Below are 18,700 nucleotides of genomic sequence, written 5' to 3' on the forward strand. Positions count from 1 at the left end.
GACAAGCCAATACAGGATTCATCGCCTTTTTAGTCATCCAAGATGCTGCCTTTAACACAATACATGCGTGGGCGGGTGTTGTCGGGTAGGCTGACTTTGCGCTGTGGTCGGTTGCCATCGGGGACAAGGTAGCCTGCGGCTATCAGTGCTTTGGCGGCGCGATCTGGGCTTAGGCCTTCGGTGGCTTCGCGCCAGCCGGTTGGGTAAAACAGGTAAAGGGTTTGTGGGCCTGTAGAGTCAAGCCAACCGGCGCGTTGGCGTACTTGGCTGCTGTAACCGGTTTGTTTGGGCGTAAAGCGGCTTTCGCCATGTTGCTCAATAAAACTGCGTACTTGGCGAATGGCTTGTTGGTCTTCATTGGCGGCCACACCACCGCGGGCGAGTATCCATTGGTTAAGCAGGCTTAAACAAGCGGCTTCGACACTTTGAGCTGGCCAATCGAGTACTTTGGCTTGAATGGCTAACAGGCCTGCGCTGGCCAGTAAGGCAAACTTTTCGGCGACCCGGCGCACTTGGCCGTCAGCCTCGGTTGGTAAGCTGGTTAAAAAGCGTTGGCGTACGTTTTGGAAAACGGGTCGCACCTGTGCGCCGTGCTGCGTTAAATACCGTAACCAGTCCAAGGCCAAGCAGCCGTAATGTTGGCGACTTTGCTGTTTTAGATGATCGGATAAATCGGCGGCATTCATACCATGACTCTGGTTAAACACGCCCATTTGCGCTCCGGCATCGGCACTGAGATCAATCACTCGCACTTGCTGGCCGGCTTTTACGCGCTTGCCGATACTGGCAAGATGGCTTTCGAGCGTGACTTCGCCAGTGGATAAAAACACCAAACGCCAACGGGCGGGTAAGCGCATTTCACCGTATTTGCCTGCACGGGTTTTACCTTGTCCATTGGCAAGCATGTAAGCGACATCGCCCGCCTCTTTTGGGTCAACTTCGCCCATTTCATCGAGCGCCAGCAAGGCATCGTTATGCGCTAATGCTGTGCCTTCTAAACCGTTGGCCGTGGCCCGCCAACTGTGGCGTAGCTGATTAGGTTCGCCCCACACCGATAATGCCGGATACAGCGCTGCGGTTTTACCAGTACTGCTGGCACCATAGAGGTGTAAACCAAAACCATCCACCCCACACTCCAAGCTGAGCGAAGGTTCGACAATGCTGAGTTTCCCCAGCAGGCATATAAATTTGTGCCTTAGGTCTGGCCCCGCCCGAACTACCTCCGGCGACTAATGCGGCCAACACCTGTTGAGTACGCCCATCTAACTCATCGTGATTATCATCCATATAATCTGGCATTGAAGCATCGAACAGCGTTTGTGCTTCTAAGCCCAAGGTGGCTAAATCAATATCCGCATGCGTGGAGGCTGAAAACTCAGACACCGGAGAAAAAGACAATGCTCCCATGCCTTTATCACCGATAAAGGCCAGTCTATCCATCGCCGTTAATTGATTAGGCAGGATGCCCTGTTGCCGGAAAATACGATCTTGTAACAGCATGCCCCAGCCATCGGGCAAACAATCTCCAAATACGCCATGTACACCCTGGTGTGGCTGCTTAGGTGCAACTTGAACTTGCGCGTTCGCATGCAAGGTAAAAGGAGATAAATTGCCAAACTGCTGCAAATAGCTGTCTGCATACTGAAAAAAAAAACGCCTTGCCGATTCTGCGCCAAGATCCCTACAGCAACCTGCTCACCTGAGCTTAACGTACGAGTTACGGCGAGTTTTTGAATGGGTTTAAAACTCATCTTTTAGCACCTCATCAATACTCGCGGGTACAGCAGCGCGTTCTTTGCTATGTTGTGTGAGCTGATAAAGCCTCTCTAGCGAATCAAGTGTTTGCCAAAGCAACAGCAATTGGCGAAATGAAATTTGCCCAGTTAACTCAAACTTCTTAATGGTGGCCGCAGGCACACAGCTGCGCTCAGCAAGCGCCGCTCGTGACAGCTTTGCCTGCTTTCGTAACTCACGTAAATATGCCGCATAGGCTTGGCTTACATCGGTATCATCAAGTAAGGTAAATTTCATCCGCAAAGGCCAAATGGATACATTAATATCCATTATAGCGAAATAAAATAGAAAGTGGATATCATTGTATCCGTTATAAAGTGAAGTGTTGAAAAAATTACTCGATAAAGCCCTTCAAAACTGCTATGTTTTAGCTCTAACAGCAGCATAAAAACGGCACTGTTTTTCCGTAGTTTTAGCCAAGAAGCACCACTAAGATTTAGTAAAAGCCATAGGCAAGTGGTGGGCAGTTTGGTGGGCAAACAGGCATTTTTGAACGGTTTCTTTTCGATAACTCATTGAGTTTGTTAGGATTTAGGCCGCTACTCAATGAGCAAACACAGAATATAGGATGGAGTTAGGTTATAAAGTGAATAGCATTATAATTATTAAAATCCATTAATATTTAAATCGCTTATATGGATATTACCTATTTGTTTTAGGCTGATGTTCTTCTGTAACATTCTCCGCTGGAATACACCAAATCCCCTCATGACAGTTCGGACAACATTTTTGATTGTTTGTAAAGTATTCGCGGCACTGCACACAAAACCAATTCGTGACCTTTAATATTGGTGAAACTGACCTAAAGTGTGTGTTCAGTCGTGCCTTGTCTTCTAAGTTCTTGATCTTACTGATGACCTGCGGACAGTGCTCTGCGGTCTGAGGATCAGAATGGGTAAACCATGACTCCGTTGGCGTCTTGTGCAGTGTGACGGGCTCACCGCAGTGAGCACAGTAATAGTTTTCTCGTGAATAACTCGGTTCTTGGGTGGCTCCAGCGAATCGATTGTTTTGTGTTAGGGCGAGAGACATTTTGACTTCGTGTAATTTAAGCATGGGTGTGATCCTTTTTGGTTAATTCAAACTAAACGTTTTGAGTACCTAAAGCTCAGAACCGATTTGGTACCCACCTTGAAACTCAGAAGACCACTGAGCTGTGCCTGCATGCGTATCGAGTCAGGTTCGTATGTTTAGGGCGTAGCTTTGCCTAGAGCGCATTCAATCGCACCAGGTGTGGTTGAAATTGACTTGGTGGGTAATGGGTGGGTATGCTATGGAAAATGCACGGCGACTCGCGCTAGTGCCTTAGGATCCAAGGGCGGAGTTGCCCCCTCTCGATTCATCAATGCGCGCTTGTAACCACTGTACGACTTCACTTTTTAACCAGCGCGACATACGACCAAACTTGATGGGTTTTGGGAACTCTCCATTTTGGATCAACTTATAGAACCACTTATCCGTTAAGCCTGTGAGCTTTGTAATGAATTTCATATCGACAAATTGGTCATCTAGTAAGGAAATAGCTTGGGTAGTCATTATTGAACTCCTGTCTTTAAAGTTAAAAGGCAGAAGGGATATCGATAAGTGTTTAGGGATATCTCTCTTGCAAAAGATATCCCCCTCATGTTTTTTATTGGTAGATTAACGGCTGCACCCAAAAGAACGCTCACCATCACCATAATATTTTGTATGTTCTTTGGCTAAGTAGCGACAGCGCTGGTTTAATTCGAATATCGTGCTTTCATTATTGGGTTTATTATTATCTAGCCACGTTATGGCGTTATCTGGAATATGAATTAAATAACGCTCCGCAGGGTAGTTCACACCAATAGCACTACACCATGCTTGCTGTATTAATGCATAGAGCGTCCCTTCAGTTTTAATAAAATCGCCCAGCCCCCAATAAACATCTTTATTTAACAGCAAAAGAACATGATAGTGTTTTTTATTATTTATCTCACCGAACTCTCTGACCCAGACATAAGATAACGGACATATGTGGTTACGCTTCCATATTTTATTCTTACGTTTTAGGTCAGCATTTATTTTGGCTTTTAACGATTCAAAGAATCGAGTGATGACCCTCGAATCGTTAAAGTGAAATATATTTTCAGATGGGAAACGTAAGTCAACTCGAACAGCAGTAACACGATTGTGAATTAAAAGTGCTTTACGGATAGTGTGGTTTATCTTTTGAATGTAATGCTTATTGTAGGTGTAACTAGACATGATTAATACCTGTGGTTGGTTTTATTTCATATCTAGAAGGGATGTTGTTAAAAATAGGCATTCATCATTTAACCAAGATGATGAATATATGGATAGGTGAGTCAGTGACAGGGTAATGTTTAATCTTTTAGGTGTGGTTATGATGCTAGTTATCTTTATTAAAATAATACTATACCAACACGATAAAGCCTTTCTTTATCTTATCATCAATGCCCGTGACAGCGCGTTTTTGAACCACAATGAGCAGCTTCTTTTTGAGGAGAGTCAACTCTGATATTAACTTATCTAAAGATTAGTCTTCACTCTAATAGTAATTAGTGCAGTTATCGTGAGTTTTAGCACATAAATAGGGGTTTTCATGTAGTACAATGACACCTTAAACACTACGTAAAATACTATGTAAACATATGCAAAAAATACTACGTGGAGAATAAATGATAAATATAAATGTCAATGATAATTATTTGGAGTGCAGACAATATTATGCTGTTCTGTTCTATATATTTTCAGAAAAAATACTGTCGCCTAATGAGATTTATAAAATGATATCTGAGGCAAAGAATAAGAATGTGTGTACATTACTTAGTGAGCTAAATCAATATGTCGGGAATAGATTTAAAAATGTTGATTATTTTTTAAGAACGATAGAGCAAAAGATTATCCCAATAGAACAATTATCTTTTTTAACGGATGAAAGAATATCATTTGTTATCTTAAACTTTCTCATGAAGTCGTATAATAAACACCTTATAGAAAATGATTATCCATCAATTATGGGGGGCGTGTATAATTACTCTCCCTTGAACTTGAACCCTATCATGGGCAGGAATATCCCTTTTCATTATATTGTTTGTTTTTTGGACTTTTTAGTTTTGTTTATAAACCCTAAAGATTTTAATGAGACAGTCTTTTACATGAAAGATAAAGCTTCGTCTATTTCTAAAGAATACCCCGATCCTTTTTTATTTTTACCCAGAAAGAATGAAGCATTAAAATGGATAGCCGAGAGGATGATCCGCGCAAATATTGCTGTTGATGATGATGTTAATGTTCTTATTCAAAATGAAAAATGGAAATTAATTATTTCCTGTTTTGATTATTGGGCTATTATTTCAAGTGTAGAAGCGGTCAAGCTTTTTCTATCTCAAACAAGAAAAGCTTGGAGCCAAAAAAAATATCGTGATGGTGTTAAAGATAAGGCTGTACTGAATACGTATATTTCCAAATCAGCAATGGTAAAATTAAAAAAAATAGCCAAAAATCATAATAAAAATATTAACGAAATTATCGAGGCGATGATTGATCAAATTGTTCTACCACGGGATTCCATTGAAGAACTCATACTGCTAGTTAAAAAGAAAAATTTAAAATAATTTCAAATATATATTATCACCTTGAATAATGATAATTTTATTTTCAAGGAGTTTGTATGAATCAACATATTGAACTGGAGAAGGCTCTCGCAGCCTTTCCCTTTTCATTTAAAACATCATTTTTTAACCAACTCAGTCAGCTCATCAATTACTCCCCCACCATCGGTTTGATGGGTAAAACGGGAGCGGGAAAATCCAGTCTTATCAACGCACTATTCCAATCGTCATTATCACCTGTGAGTGATGTTTCAGGCTGCACACGCCAAGCCCAACGCTTCAGCATGACGATGAACAACCATACTCTCACTTTTGTAGATTTACCCGGCGTGGGGGAAAGCCTTGAGCGGGATAAAAAGTACCACCAGCTCTATCGCAACTTATTACCAGAATTCGATTTAATCATTTGGGTACTCAAGGCCGATGACAGAGCATGGTCTTCTGATGATCAGTGTTATCGCTTTCTCACGAAGAAATGCGGTTACCAACCTAATCAATTTCTATTTGTCTTGAACCAAGCCGATAAAATAGAGCCTTGTCGCCAGTGGGATGAATACAAGCATCAGCCATCCTCAGAGCAGACCTATAACTTAAAATTAAAGCAACAAGCCGTCATAACCGCCTTTAAGCCGCATCATCCTGTGATAACAGTTTCTGCGGTCGAAAACTATCAACTAACTGAATTAGCAGAGCAACTCATACAGGCGTTACCGGCGCAAGCCAGTAGCGGAGTAGCTAGGCAACTGAACACCCCTTACCGGACGCAATCGGTGGAGAACGCTGCACGTAACGATTTTGGTCAATGTGTCAGTGATATTGTGGATACCTTAATCAATATCATTCCCTTGCCGCCATTGATAAGAAGTACGGTTAGCATCGTTAAAAACAGTATCGTCTCCGTCGCTAAATCCCTGTGGAGAATGTTCTTTTAACCTCTTACATTAAACCATTAATTATCACTCTCAGCGCCAGTCCCGTTAAGGACTGGCGCTTTTTTACTTCTTTTTCTTGGAGTATCAACTGATGAATAATTCAACTGAATGTGCAATTACAATGACACTCGTCCCCAATGAACAACGACTTGATTTTTGGCTCAACCACTTCGGGAGCGTGAAAGGCTGGACCACCTTTGAAGTGGTCATTTTTACCACTATGGGGCAGTTTTGTGATGACTATCAAGGTGGATATTGGGAATATTGCACCTTATCCAATGGTGGCGCTTTTATTTATCCCGATTTACCTCAAGAGACACTGACGCTGTTCAACCCACATAACGGTAACGAAGCCAACGTCAGTTGTGAAGCCGCAGGCATTGCCGTGTGTTTGATGATGTACAGTTTATGGTCATTTCAAACGGAAAGTGACATCCTCGTCGATCGCTTTTATCAATTGCGTGATTATGCGGCGCAACACCCAGAACGTTCCGCCATTTTCCATCTAATCGATTAACCACGTCCTTATTTACGCCTTCGTATTATCTGATTCATTATAAAAGCATCATCAGACTAACCCATTAATTAACTTACATTTATTTTTATATCTATATTATTTTAGTGAATCAATCATCAGAATGAGTCACTAAAAATGATACTCAATATACCTATCATTTCGAGAAAGCTCTGCACCGCAAGGTGTAGGGCTTTTTTGCTTATTACTGTCTATCAATATCGACTGAATTGGAGTTCTATTATGTTTACCTTACAAGAGCAAGAATCAACTGTTATCAAAACCAATCTCGTTCACTCCAGTGGCCGTCATATCTTCTGGCGTTTCTACTTTGGGACGGTACCCGATTGGCAACGTATCGAGGGCGATATTTTTAACATGATGGCGAAGCTCTGTCATCGCTATCAGGGCGCGTTTTGGGAGTTCACCATGTTATCGAATGGGGGTGCTTTTATCTGGCCTGAGATGATTGAAATCACCTTGCCGATGTTTAACCCTCATAATGGTAACGAGGCTGAGTTAAGCCCTGAAGCAGCCGGTATCGCAGTCTGTCTAATGGTGTATAGCATCTGGTCGTTTAAAGCCGAGAGTTCTGTGCTGGTAGAGTATTTTTACCAACTTCGTGACTATGCGATGCAACATCCCGAGCAAGCACAAATCTTTCACCTAATTGACTAAGTTATTGATAACGCTTTAATACAGCGTCCACCAGCTTATCACCTCACTTATTTCCTTTATCTTATTTTAATTTATCAGTGTTATCACTGAGGAGGCCCCCTATGTCTCGTTTAGCTTCTCGCTTTGGTGCGGCGAATAGCATTCGCCGTGACCGCCCGTTAACCATTGAAGAGTTATTTCGCACAGTACCCAGTGTATTCTCTGAAGAGAAACACGATTCTCGTAGCGAAAAGTATACTTATATTCCTACGATTACCTTATTGGATAGCCTGCAAAAAGAAGGTTTTTATCCGTTCTTTGCATGCCAAACTCGTGTGCGAGATGACAGCCGTCGTGATCATACTAAGCATATGTTACGGCTCCGACGTCATGACCAAATTACGGGTAGCCAAGTGCCTGAAATCATCTTACTTAATAGCCATGATGGTTCAAGCAGTTATCAAATGTTACCGGGCTTTTTTCGCTATGTTTGTCAAAATGGGCTGGTTTGTGGCGATACCTTTGGGGAGGTCAGAGTCCCCCACCGAGGTCATGTTGTCGATAATGTCATTGAAGGGGCTTATGAAGTATTAGGCACCTTCGATACCATCGCTGAAAAACGTAAGCAAATGCAGTCCTTACTATTACCGCCACCAGCACAGCAGGCCTTGGCGCATGCGGCTTTAACCTATCGCTTTGGTGAGGAACATCAACCAATAACTGAAGCTCAAGTTTTACAACCTCGACGCGTTGAAGATAAAAAAGAAGACCTTTGGACGGTGTACCAACGTTTACAAGAAAATCTGATTAAAGGGGGATTATCAGGCCGTACTGCAAAAGGTAAACGCGCTCGCACTCGTTCAGTTAATGGGATTGATGGCGATATCAAACTCAATAAAGCCTTGTGGGTGATGGCGGATACCTTATTTAACCAACTCGCCCCTTGCCAACCCAACTAATTTTCCCGCCCTGACAGTTTGTGTCGTTACGCCTTACTTTCTTATTGTTCAAATAAAAAGCATAACGCTATTTATCAATGAATTACTTATAGTGATTTTTCACTAAAAAGCCCAATGAGAATTTTTCCCAACAGACATAACCTGTCAATCCCCTAAGTTAAACTCCCTCATTTCTTAATTTCCTAAAGTCTGTTATTGAGAGCAATACGTTATGTTTCAGACCAAACGAAAATATGAGCGCATGGCTGTGCGACTCTCTGTGTTGATTGCCCGCTTAATGGCAGGAGAAAGCCTTGTGCTCTCGCATTTAGTCCAAGAATTCAATGTTTCTGAGCGCACGTTACAACGGGATTTACGTGAACGCTTGGCTTATCTGGGTGTAGAAGGTCGGCAAGGTTGTTATCGCTTGCCCATCAATACGCTAAAAGCTTACCGAGACAAAGATGTTCTTACCTTTGTGAAACAGATTGGGATGACTCGCTTGTTTCCAGGGTTAGACAGCCGCTTACTCGGGTTACTGTTAACTCAGCAGCCTCATGCACCTTGTTTGATTTGGCATCACGCCCATAAGATTTCGGCTTTGCATGCTGACCATTTCTATCAATTGGTGTATGCCATTACCAGTAAGCAATCTATTAGCTTACTTACACCTGAGCGTCGATTTAATCCACTACAACCTTATCAACTGATTTACCGTGAAGGCCAGTGGTATTTATTAGCTGAATATCATCAGCAAGTGCATGTTTTGCTGTTAGAGGATATCCAGCAAGTTCAACCACTTAATACCCACTTCACACCGAAACACGTAGTGATGCAACTGTCACAACAAAACAATTTTATCGCGGCCTTACCGCATTTTCGATTGATATCACAAGTAGTTACCTCTCTTCTATCACACAAAGAAAGGAACCGACCATGACATTATTAATCCCACTAACATCGTATCCCACACATTGCCCTCACTGTTCTTCTGAGCAAGACATCATTGCATGGGGTACGGGTTGGATGTGCCGCGATTGCAATTTTGAATGGATAACGCCGATTAAAAATCAAGACACTATATCCAGTGAGATTAAGGAGAGACTGCAATTTCACGGTAAAGAAACATTCAGCCATTCATGAATTGAACACTTAATACGCTACACCTTAGAAAACTGAGCACCTATTAAGTTGTGCTTATCTTGCATCAATATTGACGTATCTAATAATATTGAAAGGAATTTTAAATGAAAAAATATTTAGCTCTTATTACATCCGCATCATTATGTCTTATCGCTTCGCAAGCTTTTGCCGCCAGCAAGCCGCCTAAAGATACAATTTGGGAATATAAAGGTGATGGAGGTAAAACTTTATGGCAAGTCTGTGGTAGCCAAAACAGTACCTGTAAAATTGTGGGTTCAACCAAACATTATGTTGCCGTACTGAACCGAAAATCTGCCTCTGGGTGTGCATTTGGTGATTTTTATATCGTAGCGAGAACTGAAGGTTTTTGGCAACAACGAGATACCGGCACGTGTAGTCCAAATGCTTATATTAAAAAGGGCTACATCAACAATGGTCAATACTCTACGGTGGACATTGGTGTCGGAGGAACGATTGTGGCTCAGTACCCCATCGGTTATTGGAGTCAGAAGAAAGAATTTTCAGGTAAAAATCGCCCTCGTTGGAAAGAGAAAAATAGAATGCAAGGCGGGTTACAAACTAACATGAAAGCTTATGAGGATATTCAAAAATATGGACGTATTCAAAAAGAGACATTAGAAGAAATGAAGCGAGAGAAACAAAATCGATAAATGTGGATACATGTTCATTAGTCTCCATTCTTTCATCGTCAAGCTTAAACCACCTCCTAAGGAGGTGGTGATTGACCCAGTGAGGCTAACCGAGGAGCGACAATACCAGATTTTGATGCTGCATGAAGATAACTTATAAAATTATATTGTTTCATCAGCATCACGATTACTTGTATTAGATAACCATCAGAAAAAGTAAGAATTTTATCTGTTGGTACATGTGTTGGTATAAATAAATTTATACTTTTATATTTTAATTTAGATCATGAGGTTAAGTATTATGTGCGAGTCCGGCCTTCGCACCATAAGAACATCAATGGACGTCAACAGACGTCTTTTTTGTATCTAAAATCCAGTGTTTGCAAGGCTTTTCCCACTTTTCAGTCAATGCATGTCAACTTAACTCAACCCACATCAACCTCCGAGTGAGTATATAACTGAGTATAGACGTCGCTTCGATAATGAATGTATACTCGTCATACTTCGAATTACATGGGTGTTGGCTTCATTCAGCTATCCTATATCCTAGTCACATAGTTATCTATGCTCCTCAGCTATCTTCACTTGTCGCCTACATGTGATCATGAGCTGATCTTTATCGGCGATCACAATTCTAGAAAACCAATGAGTGAGAACACGATTAACAACGCATTATATTGACCTAACGTGTAGTAGATATCTTTATTCAATAATAAAAGAAGGTGATAATATTTTTGTTTATTCCTTTCACCGTATTCTCGTACTTAAACATAATGTAATGGATTATTTAAGCGCCTACCCGCCGCCAGCACAACATGCTTTGGCACAAGCTGCACTCATATATCGTTATGGTGAAGAGCATCAACCTATTACGGAAGAATAGGTATTACAGCCACGTCGCTGGGAGGATAAAAAGACGACCTTTGGACCATCTACCAACGTTTGCAGGAGAATTTAATCAAGGGGGGATTGCCTGGTCGGAACGCTAAAGGTAAGTGAGCTCGCACACGTTCAGTGAATGGCATTGATGGTGATATTAAATTGAATAAGGCACTGTGGGTGATGACGGAAAAGATGTATGAGCATTTTGGCTGTAGCTAGTTTACTTAAGCAAAACTTTATTAGTGGGCAGGTTACGGATACTAGCTACTCAGCTAGCATCGCAATTTTTATGGGCGAAGGATAATACTAAACACATTTTTATTCGATGTTAAGTCGTCTTCTGGGGGGGTGAAAATTGTGTTTTTTCAATTAGTTCCATACCTCTAATGCAAAGCTTTTTATCATTGTTATTATTTTTCTCATTAGGGATAGCTGAAATTAATTTTCCATCGTCGTTGAGAGTAATCTTAATTTCGCACTCTTGTCCCTTATAAAGGTCTATATCATAAAACCGGCTTTGAATGGATTTTTTTAAATTTGAAGCGTAAATATCCATGGGATGTTTACTTGTTGGGGTAGCGTTTAAGTAGCTAGGAAAACAAATGAGAAACAAGAGAATGTAATTTTTAAAATTAATGATCATTTACCACCATTGGTTCAATCAAAGGTAAGTTACTTCAATATCTTCCGAAGTAAGAGATCTATTACGTATGCAACTATAGGAATTAAAAATACACCATGTATTACGTAAGAAGTCATGAATATGTGACCAAATATCCCAGTGGTTGAACCATTACTGGAGTACTGACTTGGATTAGCAATATAAATATTAATGTACCAAGCAATTACAGAAAGTATGTACGGTAAAACGATGTAAAATAAAAAACGATAACCATTATTCATTTTATTTTTAATACAAAAAAAGAATAAGGGGGCTATAGATAAAAGGTAAATAGTAAAAATGAGACTCAATAATTTTTGATGTTGAAATATAGGTATAGTATTCATTGCCTTCGGATAAAGTCTGAAAAAAAACTCATGAACCATTTCAAGGTAATAGAATAAAATGCTTAAAGATAATGAAATATAAGATATTTTAGTAGGCACCTGATATTACTCCACCTCGGCTAGGGTAGTAAATATCTAATAGCTGTTTTTTTAGCTCCCAAGGCGAACGCAACCAAAAAGGTTCTTTCAATTCACTAAAAATTCCACCACTTTCATGTAATACAGTATAAATACGTTTGGCACATTCCATGATCCCAGCACCACCATATTCAAAGACTAAATTACGTAAGTGCTCTGCTTGTTTTTCAGGGATAACAAATTCAATTATGGCAATATCCTCACCATCGTCTCTCTGATAAGCTAAATAGTCATTCCAATCATAATTTGGATATTCAAAGAATTCACCTGAACCCCGGTGTATAGTTACCCCATCTTCACATTGTCTTTTGTAACATCCAGTATATGAGCCAGCTGGGTCATATAACAAAGAACCTTCACCTTCGCCAATAACTAACCCAACATGGCCTATCCATTCGTTATTTATCATCACATATATTTTGACAGGATCTTCAATTAGTGAATCATTGATTGGGTTTGGATTGGTGATAACGGGAATATTTAAATTATTACTAAAAACATTATTAACAGTTGATGGCGGCTTAGGTGTTGTTATTAGCTGCTTTTGTTCAGTTTCAACGAAAGATCTTGCTTTGACTGGCTCATCTTCTTTGCTATAGCAATCAGTGATGGAGTTTATTAGTCCTGCTTTGCATGGGCAGGAACTAAAGCTATCCAGTGTTCCTGCCATCATTCTACCATTACCCCATACATTGCTAACGCCACCAAGTATGTTGTATGTCCCAGAATGTTTTCCACAGGTAACTAGATCGCCCTGACGTGCAGCAGATCTTCCATGAAATATAAAAGTATTATCTCCAGTTAAAATCTGACCGCCACATGTTGTTTTATCGCCAACGCGTAAAAAATATCCTATAGCCATGTCTGTCCCTAAACGAAATTGAACTTAAGTTAAATGTTATTGTTGACCAGTGTTAAGCAATTGACAAGTTATTTTTAACAATTACTAAGGGTTACAATGGATAAGAGTAAGGGGGAGTATTTTAATAATATCCAATAAAAATGATAAAGATGCTATTATGACAATAGCTTATGTAAGAGGGGGGAATGGTGCTAATTAATCCAGTCTTCAAACCCTAAATCACTGAGTATATATTTAAGTATACAAAAAATTATCTTTAAATTTATATCAAACAAAAAACAATGCATTGAATGTTAAGATCGAGTCCGGAATTCGCACCAAAAATCAGACGCTAAAAGCGTCTTTTTTGATTAATGGCATAAAACACATAGTAATAACTAATTAAACTCCAATACAAAGTTTGCGGAGGCACTGAGTTTGCCTGGCTTTACTTCATCACCATAACGATAATATTCTGCTTTTAATGGAACGTTATTGATACCACTCGCTAAATCCGCAAGTTTTACAAACTCATTATTAATTAATACGGTATTGCCACTGGAAGGGGCTGAAACCACAAATCCTACACCTTTAGCATTATTACTGTCGCCTTCGTTATCAGGTTTTATAATAGTTTTTTGTCCCTCATAACTTGTTGTGTTATGCGCCATAAGTTTGATTTTAGCGGAAGCATTACCAGTACAATTAATTCTTAGATGATCTTCAGCATATTGATTATCACGAGGAAATCCGATATCAGAGAATGCAGTAATAGGCATCTTAGGTAAATTCATCTCAAGTTCTGTATTTTCAGCACTGCAAGATATTGGTGCGCTAATAATATTGACTGATAAACGATAACTAAAACCAACAGCTGTTGTGCCACCACCTGAATTAAAGCGATTAATTAATATTGAGCCAATATATTGAGTCGTAAAACGCTGTGATTTAGGGTTATCTTTAGTGGAGTAAATAATAACGGTAGCATCTCTTGTATTAAGTTTAGGGCTGTTAACAGGAACTTCTTGTCCTGGCTGACTTCTAAATGAAAGGCCTGACTCGTTTTCAATGAGAACATAAGCATAATCATCTAAACCTGTAATATGGCCATTGCGTACAACATAATAAGCCGGTCTTCCATCGATATCCATATAATAGGTTGGCATTACACCACTGGCTTCGCTATATGTAGCATAAGCATAGAACTCAGCGCCATCTGGGCAATCCGCGACTGCGACATCAGAGCCATCGCGCTTAAATGTAAAACGTGCTATCTCTTGATTTCTTTTAATCATTCCTTTTAGTTCAATGGTGCCACCTTTTGCATCCATTGTGCCATGTTTAATACCGCCATTATTGACACAATCTGGCGCAGCATAACTGTAAAAAGAGAAGGTAGATAAACTAAGAATAAAAATTAGAAATAATAATTTGTTCATTTTATTTTTTACGTTAGTCATTTTATTTCCTTATTTACACTCAGTATCTAAAATATATAAGCCATTAACAGGCGTTTTATTATCAATATTATAAGTTGCATGGCAGCTTTTTTGCTCACCGTTAATTATCCATGAAACTTGAATATTGCCTTGTGGTTTATTAGCAACAAAATAGAGTTGATGGAAGCTTGCGACTAGTTGCGTATCATCGTTATCAATTTCAGCTTTAGCACCCATAGGGATGGTACTTTTATCCGGTGTTTGTAATGTTAGTAGGAATTTAAAGCCTTTTTTAGCATCGAAATCAGCCAACACTAAAGCGCCTTTGGTCGGAATAATATTACTAATAATGTTATTCGAAATTTCAGTATCACTTGGAATAGAATTGGTATTAACACTAATGCTATTTTTTTGGTAAGGCGACATTCCAGAAATAACCGCTAACCCACTATTATTCGTTTTAATCGATTGACCATTAATGACTTCTACTCCTGAAGTATCTTTAGTCAGAATTAACGCATTCGTTTGTTGTAATGAAGGTGTAAATACCACTCCATACTGTGTTGCAACTAACGCGCCATTAATACCGTAGTTGATGTTTTGTTTATCTTGTGTATATGAATAGCCTGCATTAATGACGGCACTTTGTGTTTTATAAGAGCCATTTACGCCACCACTATAGTTAACACCTTTATTGCCATATCCTTGATAAATATCCCAGTTAGCTTGGTTTTTATCACCATAGGTTCCACTTAAACGTGCGGTTTGTAATACTTGGTTATCATTGTTGGTCGAAATACCGTAATTAGCCCAAATGTAATTCTCATGCCATGAAAAAGGAATACTGACATTCATACTTAAATCATGGCTATTTTTATTATTATCGCTATAGCGATTGCCATCGTAATAAGTGTAATAAACGCTATAGTTAACTTTATTAATTGAGCTATTAAATCCCGCATTATAAGAATGAACAGTTTTACCATTAACATATTTATAAATAACAGAATTTAAATTAATTGAAGCATTATTAGAAAACAAAGGTTGGTTAATAGAGAGTGTATACTCATTTTTTAATCCATTGCTTGGATAGTATTTTCTGTCTTTGTGTTCCATCGCTTGAGTAAAATTGAGAAAATTGGCATCAAAATGACGATAACCGACTAACGAAAGCGTTGTATCTGTTATTGATATATTTTTAGAGTAATTAACTCTAAATGCATTGCCATGTAATGGATCATTGCCATTATTAGTAGAGGACTTGGCGTATAGTAAATCAGTGGTGATCGCGCCATAGCTACCTAAATTTACCCCAGTGCCCACACCAACAGATTGATATTTTTCACCAACAAGTATGCCGCCATAAAGGGTGACATAGTCAGTTAAACCATAAAAAGCTTCGGTCTGAACAATATAAGCTCCATCCCCGCTATTATTACCGTCGTATTTACCCGTGGAGAAGCTGTATTTTAATTCACCTTTTCTTTCTAGATTGGCAATAGAAGAGAAAGGCACAATAAAACTCTTTTCAGAGCCATCAGCTTCAGTCACGCTGACATATAAATCTCCGCCACTGTTCATCGGATAATAATCAGTAATATTAAAAGGTCCAGCAGGTACGCTACGCTTATAAATTACTTGTCCGTTTTGGGTGATAGTGACAATAGATTCTGTATTAGCAATACCTGAAACACTAGGAGCATAGGTTCTATTCTGTGTTGGTGTCATTAGTCTATCAGTGACTAATTTAATACCTCTAAATTTTACTGAATCAAAGAGTTGTGAAGAAGAATAGAGATCACCAATCATTAATTCACTATTAATGCGGGTAATTGCTCTAGAAATAACATTACTTAATGTATTCCATTTTTTATCGCCATTTTCATTTTTCGTCCATGTTGAATAATTATTGAAACGCCAAGACCCTAAATTAATTTGGGTTTGAATATTGCCATAATAACTATCTGTTGTATTCCCCTGACTACGACTATTAAATGAAGACAATGCGTAATTCACTAATAATGCAGGAATACCTGAATCCCAGTTTTTTATTTCATTTTCTTTCAATCTATCTTCGTTAACATATAACTGTGGTAATGTTAGAACATATTGTTTTCTATTTAAATCTAAATAACCGTTTGCATTATTGATCTCGTTGAGATTAATAAAATCATTATTTTTGCTTTTATTAATTACATCATAAGGAAGATCAATGCCTGCTTTATACCACTCTTCTGCTGAAAGACGAGGAGCTAATATTTTATTATTATTCTTATCTTCCATTAGAATAAAATCGAATTCACGGGTTTCTATACGATTGTTATTGACAAAAAGTGTTACTGTATAGTGACCAGGGGCAATATTATTCTCTCTAAAGACATTAAGATCCTCATTCGTTACTTGTTGAGTACTTCCTTCAATATTTAATAGATTGGCAGGATAATAGTCATTTGCTGATATATTAAAAGAAGCGAATAAAACGCCAGCAATAAATAAATTAAGTGACGGTTTATTAATATAACTATCCATTATCTTTTTCATATTGAATAACATCTCTTATTATAACGCGAATTCCATTGGTAGACTTTTTCCAAAATCATCGATATAAAATAGTTTTATTTTTTCTTTTCCAGACAGTGTTTTATTTACATTTATGGTTGTTTCTGATTTTGGTGATAGAAAACTAGGTATTTTCTCAATCTCGTTTCCATCAACAATAAGTTTCCCAATATTAATAAAATAGGGAGAACTGTTTGATACCACTAAACTTGTATTTTTTACGCTCCATCTTAATTCTTTGATTTCTTTTTCAATATTCACATCTCTAAGAGATTGAGGTCTATAAATTAACTTGATCCTATTGGTCATGGAATAGCGAAGAACATTTTCTAAGTTCTCATTGCTTGGTGCGACAAATTTAACATTGATCCAATACATGGATTCAATATCATTAGGTAATGTTGTATTTTTAGTGACTTGTAATGTATTTTTTTGTTGTGCCATTAATTTAATTAATGGTGGGGTAATCACAAAATCTTGAGTGAGTTTACCATTAAGATCTTCAACCCAAGATTGTAATAAATAGTTTGTGTTTTTATCGCTATTAAAGGCGACAAAACCTTCATTATTATTACTTTCATTATAAACAACACGAGTTGTCTCTAAACCAAATCCGGCAAAGCTAGATGTAATTGAACTAAATATTATGCCTAATCCTAATAGTATTTTTTTTAATTTCATCGATAAATACCTTTTTAATAAAAGCAGGTTAATACTATTATTAACCTGCTGTTTTTTATTATTGATAAGTTAATGTGTAATTCAATGTTGCATCAGCACGACCTGCTTCTACATCATCAGCAGTGCTGACATATTTAGCAATGAATGAAAGTGTTTTTGATTTAAGATCACCTGTATCTTTAATATCGTATTCAGTTGAAAGATTAATATGGTAAGGTGTACTTGGATCTTGCTCGCTATAAATATGAATACCGACATTTTTTGCTGTATTCGAATTATCGGGATTATCTAAAGCTAAAATTTGATCAGAGCTACTGTCTGTTTTACCTTCTAGTTTTAATTTAACTTTCCCTTGTGGTGGACAATTAATTAAAGAGATATCTAGTTTTCCATTACCTGATTTTCCACCGACTTCGCTGCCTGCACCGCCAAATTCACTGGTCGCATAACGACCCATATTAACGTTACCGTCAGAGCCAGTACCATTAATATCAATAGTACAAGTTGATGAATAAATTAAACCGGTAAAAGAGATTTGACCAGATTGCTCTTCAGCAGAAACTGTAGCACTTGCCGTTATCACAGAAATAACGAAAGCCATTGGAAGTAATTTTTTTGTTAAAATAGGCATTTTGACCCCTAGTGATTGATATAAATAGTATTTAATAAGTCATATTAAGTGCTATTTATTCTAAGATTAGTTTATTATCACTGCTTATAAATTGACTAAAGGCACCAGAAAATATAAGCATTTTAAATAGATAAATCTAATAAAAATATAATCTTAAATAAAATAGCTCTTACTGTTAATTATAAAAAACTTAATCAATTTTCATTGTTTTAATTTTTATAATTAACATTAAATCTTGATGTTGAAACTTACTTGAATTTATTCTCAAACGGATTCTATGTATTTTATTTAATT

At 38.2% G+C, this 18,700-nt stretch carries 18 protein-coding genes and 2 pseudogenes; 8 read left to right on the forward strand and 12 right to left on the reverse strand.

Annotation, left to right across the window (positions count from 1 at the left end):
* Positions 1-29: 29 nt before the first annotated feature.
* The 6 genes and pseudogenes from DK858_RS06755 to DK858_RS06780 form a co-directional block, all read right to left on the reverse strand.
* Positions 30-1,127, reverse strand: coding sequence for a DUF927 domain-containing protein (locus DK858_RS06755; protein ID WP_267128365.1), 1,098 nt, complete (start codon positions 1,125-1,127; stop codon positions 30-32).
* Positions 1,081-1,653: pseudogene (locus DK858_RS06760) on the reverse strand (HipA N-terminal domain-containing protein); the annotation flags it as partial. The pseudogene DK858_RS06760 and the gene DK858_RS06755, both read right to left, overlap by 47 nt.
* An 87-nt stretch (positions 1,654-1,740) precedes the next feature.
* Positions 1,741-2,031: a helix-turn-helix domain-containing protein gene (locus DK858_RS06765; protein ID WP_109396743.1), complete on the reverse strand. Its 291-nt coding sequence runs from the start codon at positions 2,029-2,031 to the stop codon at positions 1,741-1,743.
* Positions 2,032-2,436: 405 nt separating this feature from the next.
* The gene (locus DK858_RS18485) at positions 2,437-2,850 is read right to left on the reverse strand and encodes a putative zinc ribbon protein (RefSeq protein ID WP_109396744.1); all 414 of its coding nucleotides are present in this window, start codon (positions 2,848-2,850) and stop codon (positions 2,437-2,439) included.
* Between the two features lie 249 nt (positions 2,851-3,099).
* Positions 3,100-3,330, reverse strand: a complete 231-nt coding sequence (locus DK858_RS06775) for a helix-turn-helix transcriptional regulator (RefSeq protein WP_109396745.1) — start codon at positions 3,328-3,330, stop codon at positions 3,100-3,102.
* Positions 3,331-3,435: 105 nt separating this feature from the next.
* Complete coding sequence (locus tag DK858_RS06780; RefSeq protein WP_109396746.1) at positions 3,436-4,023, reverse strand: inovirus Gp2 family protein; 588 nt, start codon at positions 4,021-4,023, stop codon at positions 3,436-3,438.
* A 434-nt stretch (positions 4,024-4,457) separates the two neighbouring features.
* Between DK858_RS06780 and DK858_RS06785 the strand changes: the two genes are divergently transcribed.
* The 8 genes and pseudogenes from DK858_RS06785 to DK858_RS18290 form a co-directional block, all read left to right on the forward strand.
* Positions 4,458-5,396, forward strand: a complete 939-nt coding sequence (locus DK858_RS06785) for a hypothetical protein (RefSeq protein WP_109396747.1) — start codon at positions 4,458-4,460, stop codon at positions 5,394-5,396.
* Positions 5,397-5,452: 56 nt separating this feature from the next.
* The gene (locus tag DK858_RS06790; protein WP_109396748.1) at positions 5,453-6,325 is read left to right on the forward strand and encodes a GTPase family protein; all 873 of its coding nucleotides are present in this window, start codon (positions 5,453-5,455) and stop codon (positions 6,323-6,325) included.
* 91 nt (positions 6,326-6,416) lie between these two features.
* The gene (locus DK858_RS06795; protein ID WP_109396749.1) at positions 6,417-6,842 is read left to right on the forward strand and encodes an antirestriction protein; all 426 of its coding nucleotides are present in this window, start codon (positions 6,417-6,419) and stop codon (positions 6,840-6,842) included.
* 240 nt (positions 6,843-7,082) lie between these two features.
* A complete protein-coding gene (locus DK858_RS06800; RefSeq protein ID WP_109396750.1) occupies positions 7,083-7,517 on the forward strand; it encodes an antirestriction protein in 435 nt (144 codons plus the stop codon).
* A 101-nt stretch (positions 7,518-7,618) separates the two neighbouring features.
* A complete protein-coding gene (locus DK858_RS06805; protein WP_109396751.1) occupies positions 7,619-8,455 on the forward strand; it encodes a DUF932 domain-containing protein in 837 nt (278 codons plus the stop codon).
* Between the two features lie 211 nt (positions 8,456-8,666).
* On the forward strand, positions 8,667-9,374 hold the full coding sequence (locus DK858_RS06810) for a WYL domain-containing protein (RefSeq protein WP_109396752.1): 708 nt from the start codon (positions 8,667-8,669) through the stop codon (positions 9,372-9,374).
* Between the two features lie 307 nt (positions 9,375-9,681).
* A complete protein-coding gene (locus DK858_RS06820) occupies positions 9,682-10,248 on the forward strand; it encodes a hypothetical protein (protein ID WP_109396754.1) in 567 nt (188 codons plus the stop codon).
* A gap of 778 nt (positions 10,249-11,026) precedes the next feature.
* Positions 11,027-11,328: pseudogene (locus DK858_RS18290) on the forward strand (DUF932 domain-containing protein); the annotation flags it as partial.
* Between the two features lie 109 nt (positions 11,329-11,437).
* On the opposite strand, the gene DK858_RS06835 reads toward DK858_RS18290, so the two are convergent.
* From DK858_RS06835 to DK858_RS06860, 6 genes are all read right to left on the reverse strand, one after another.
* Complete coding sequence (locus DK858_RS06835) at positions 11,438-11,665, reverse strand: cell envelope integrity TolA C-terminal domain-containing protein (protein WP_267128366.1); 228 nt, start codon at positions 11,663-11,665, stop codon at positions 11,438-11,440.
* A 540-nt stretch (positions 11,666-12,205) separates the two neighbouring features.
* Positions 12,206-13,117 (reverse strand): PAAR domain-containing protein, encoded by a 912-nt coding sequence (locus tag DK858_RS18490; protein WP_109396755.1) that lies wholly within the window; start codon positions 13,115-13,117, stop codon positions 12,206-12,208.
* Between the two features lie 377 nt (positions 13,118-13,494).
* Positions 13,495-14,556 (reverse strand): fimbrial protein, encoded by a 1,062-nt coding sequence (locus DK858_RS06845; protein ID WP_109396756.1) that lies wholly within the window; start codon positions 14,554-14,556, stop codon positions 13,495-13,497.
* A gap of 9 nt (positions 14,557-14,565) precedes the next feature.
* Positions 14,566-17,076, reverse strand: a complete 2,511-nt coding sequence (locus DK858_RS06850; RefSeq protein ID WP_228407211.1) for a fimbria/pilus outer membrane usher protein — start codon at positions 17,074-17,076, stop codon at positions 14,566-14,568.
* An 18-nt stretch (positions 17,077-17,094) separates the two neighbouring features.
* Positions 17,095-17,775, reverse strand: a complete 681-nt coding sequence (locus DK858_RS06855) for a fimbrial biogenesis chaperone (RefSeq protein ID WP_109396758.1) — start codon at positions 17,773-17,775, stop codon at positions 17,095-17,097.
* 58 nt (positions 17,776-17,833) lie between these two features.
* A complete protein-coding gene (locus DK858_RS06860; protein WP_109396759.1) occupies positions 17,834-18,406 on the reverse strand; it encodes a fimbrial protein in 573 nt (190 codons plus the stop codon).
* Between the last annotated feature and the right edge of the window lie 294 nt (positions 18,407-18,700).

The sequence above is a fragment of the Proteus faecis genome (assembly GCF_003144395.1).
Lineage (GTDB): Bacteria > Pseudomonadota > Gammaproteobacteria > Enterobacterales > Enterobacteriaceae > Proteus > Proteus faecis.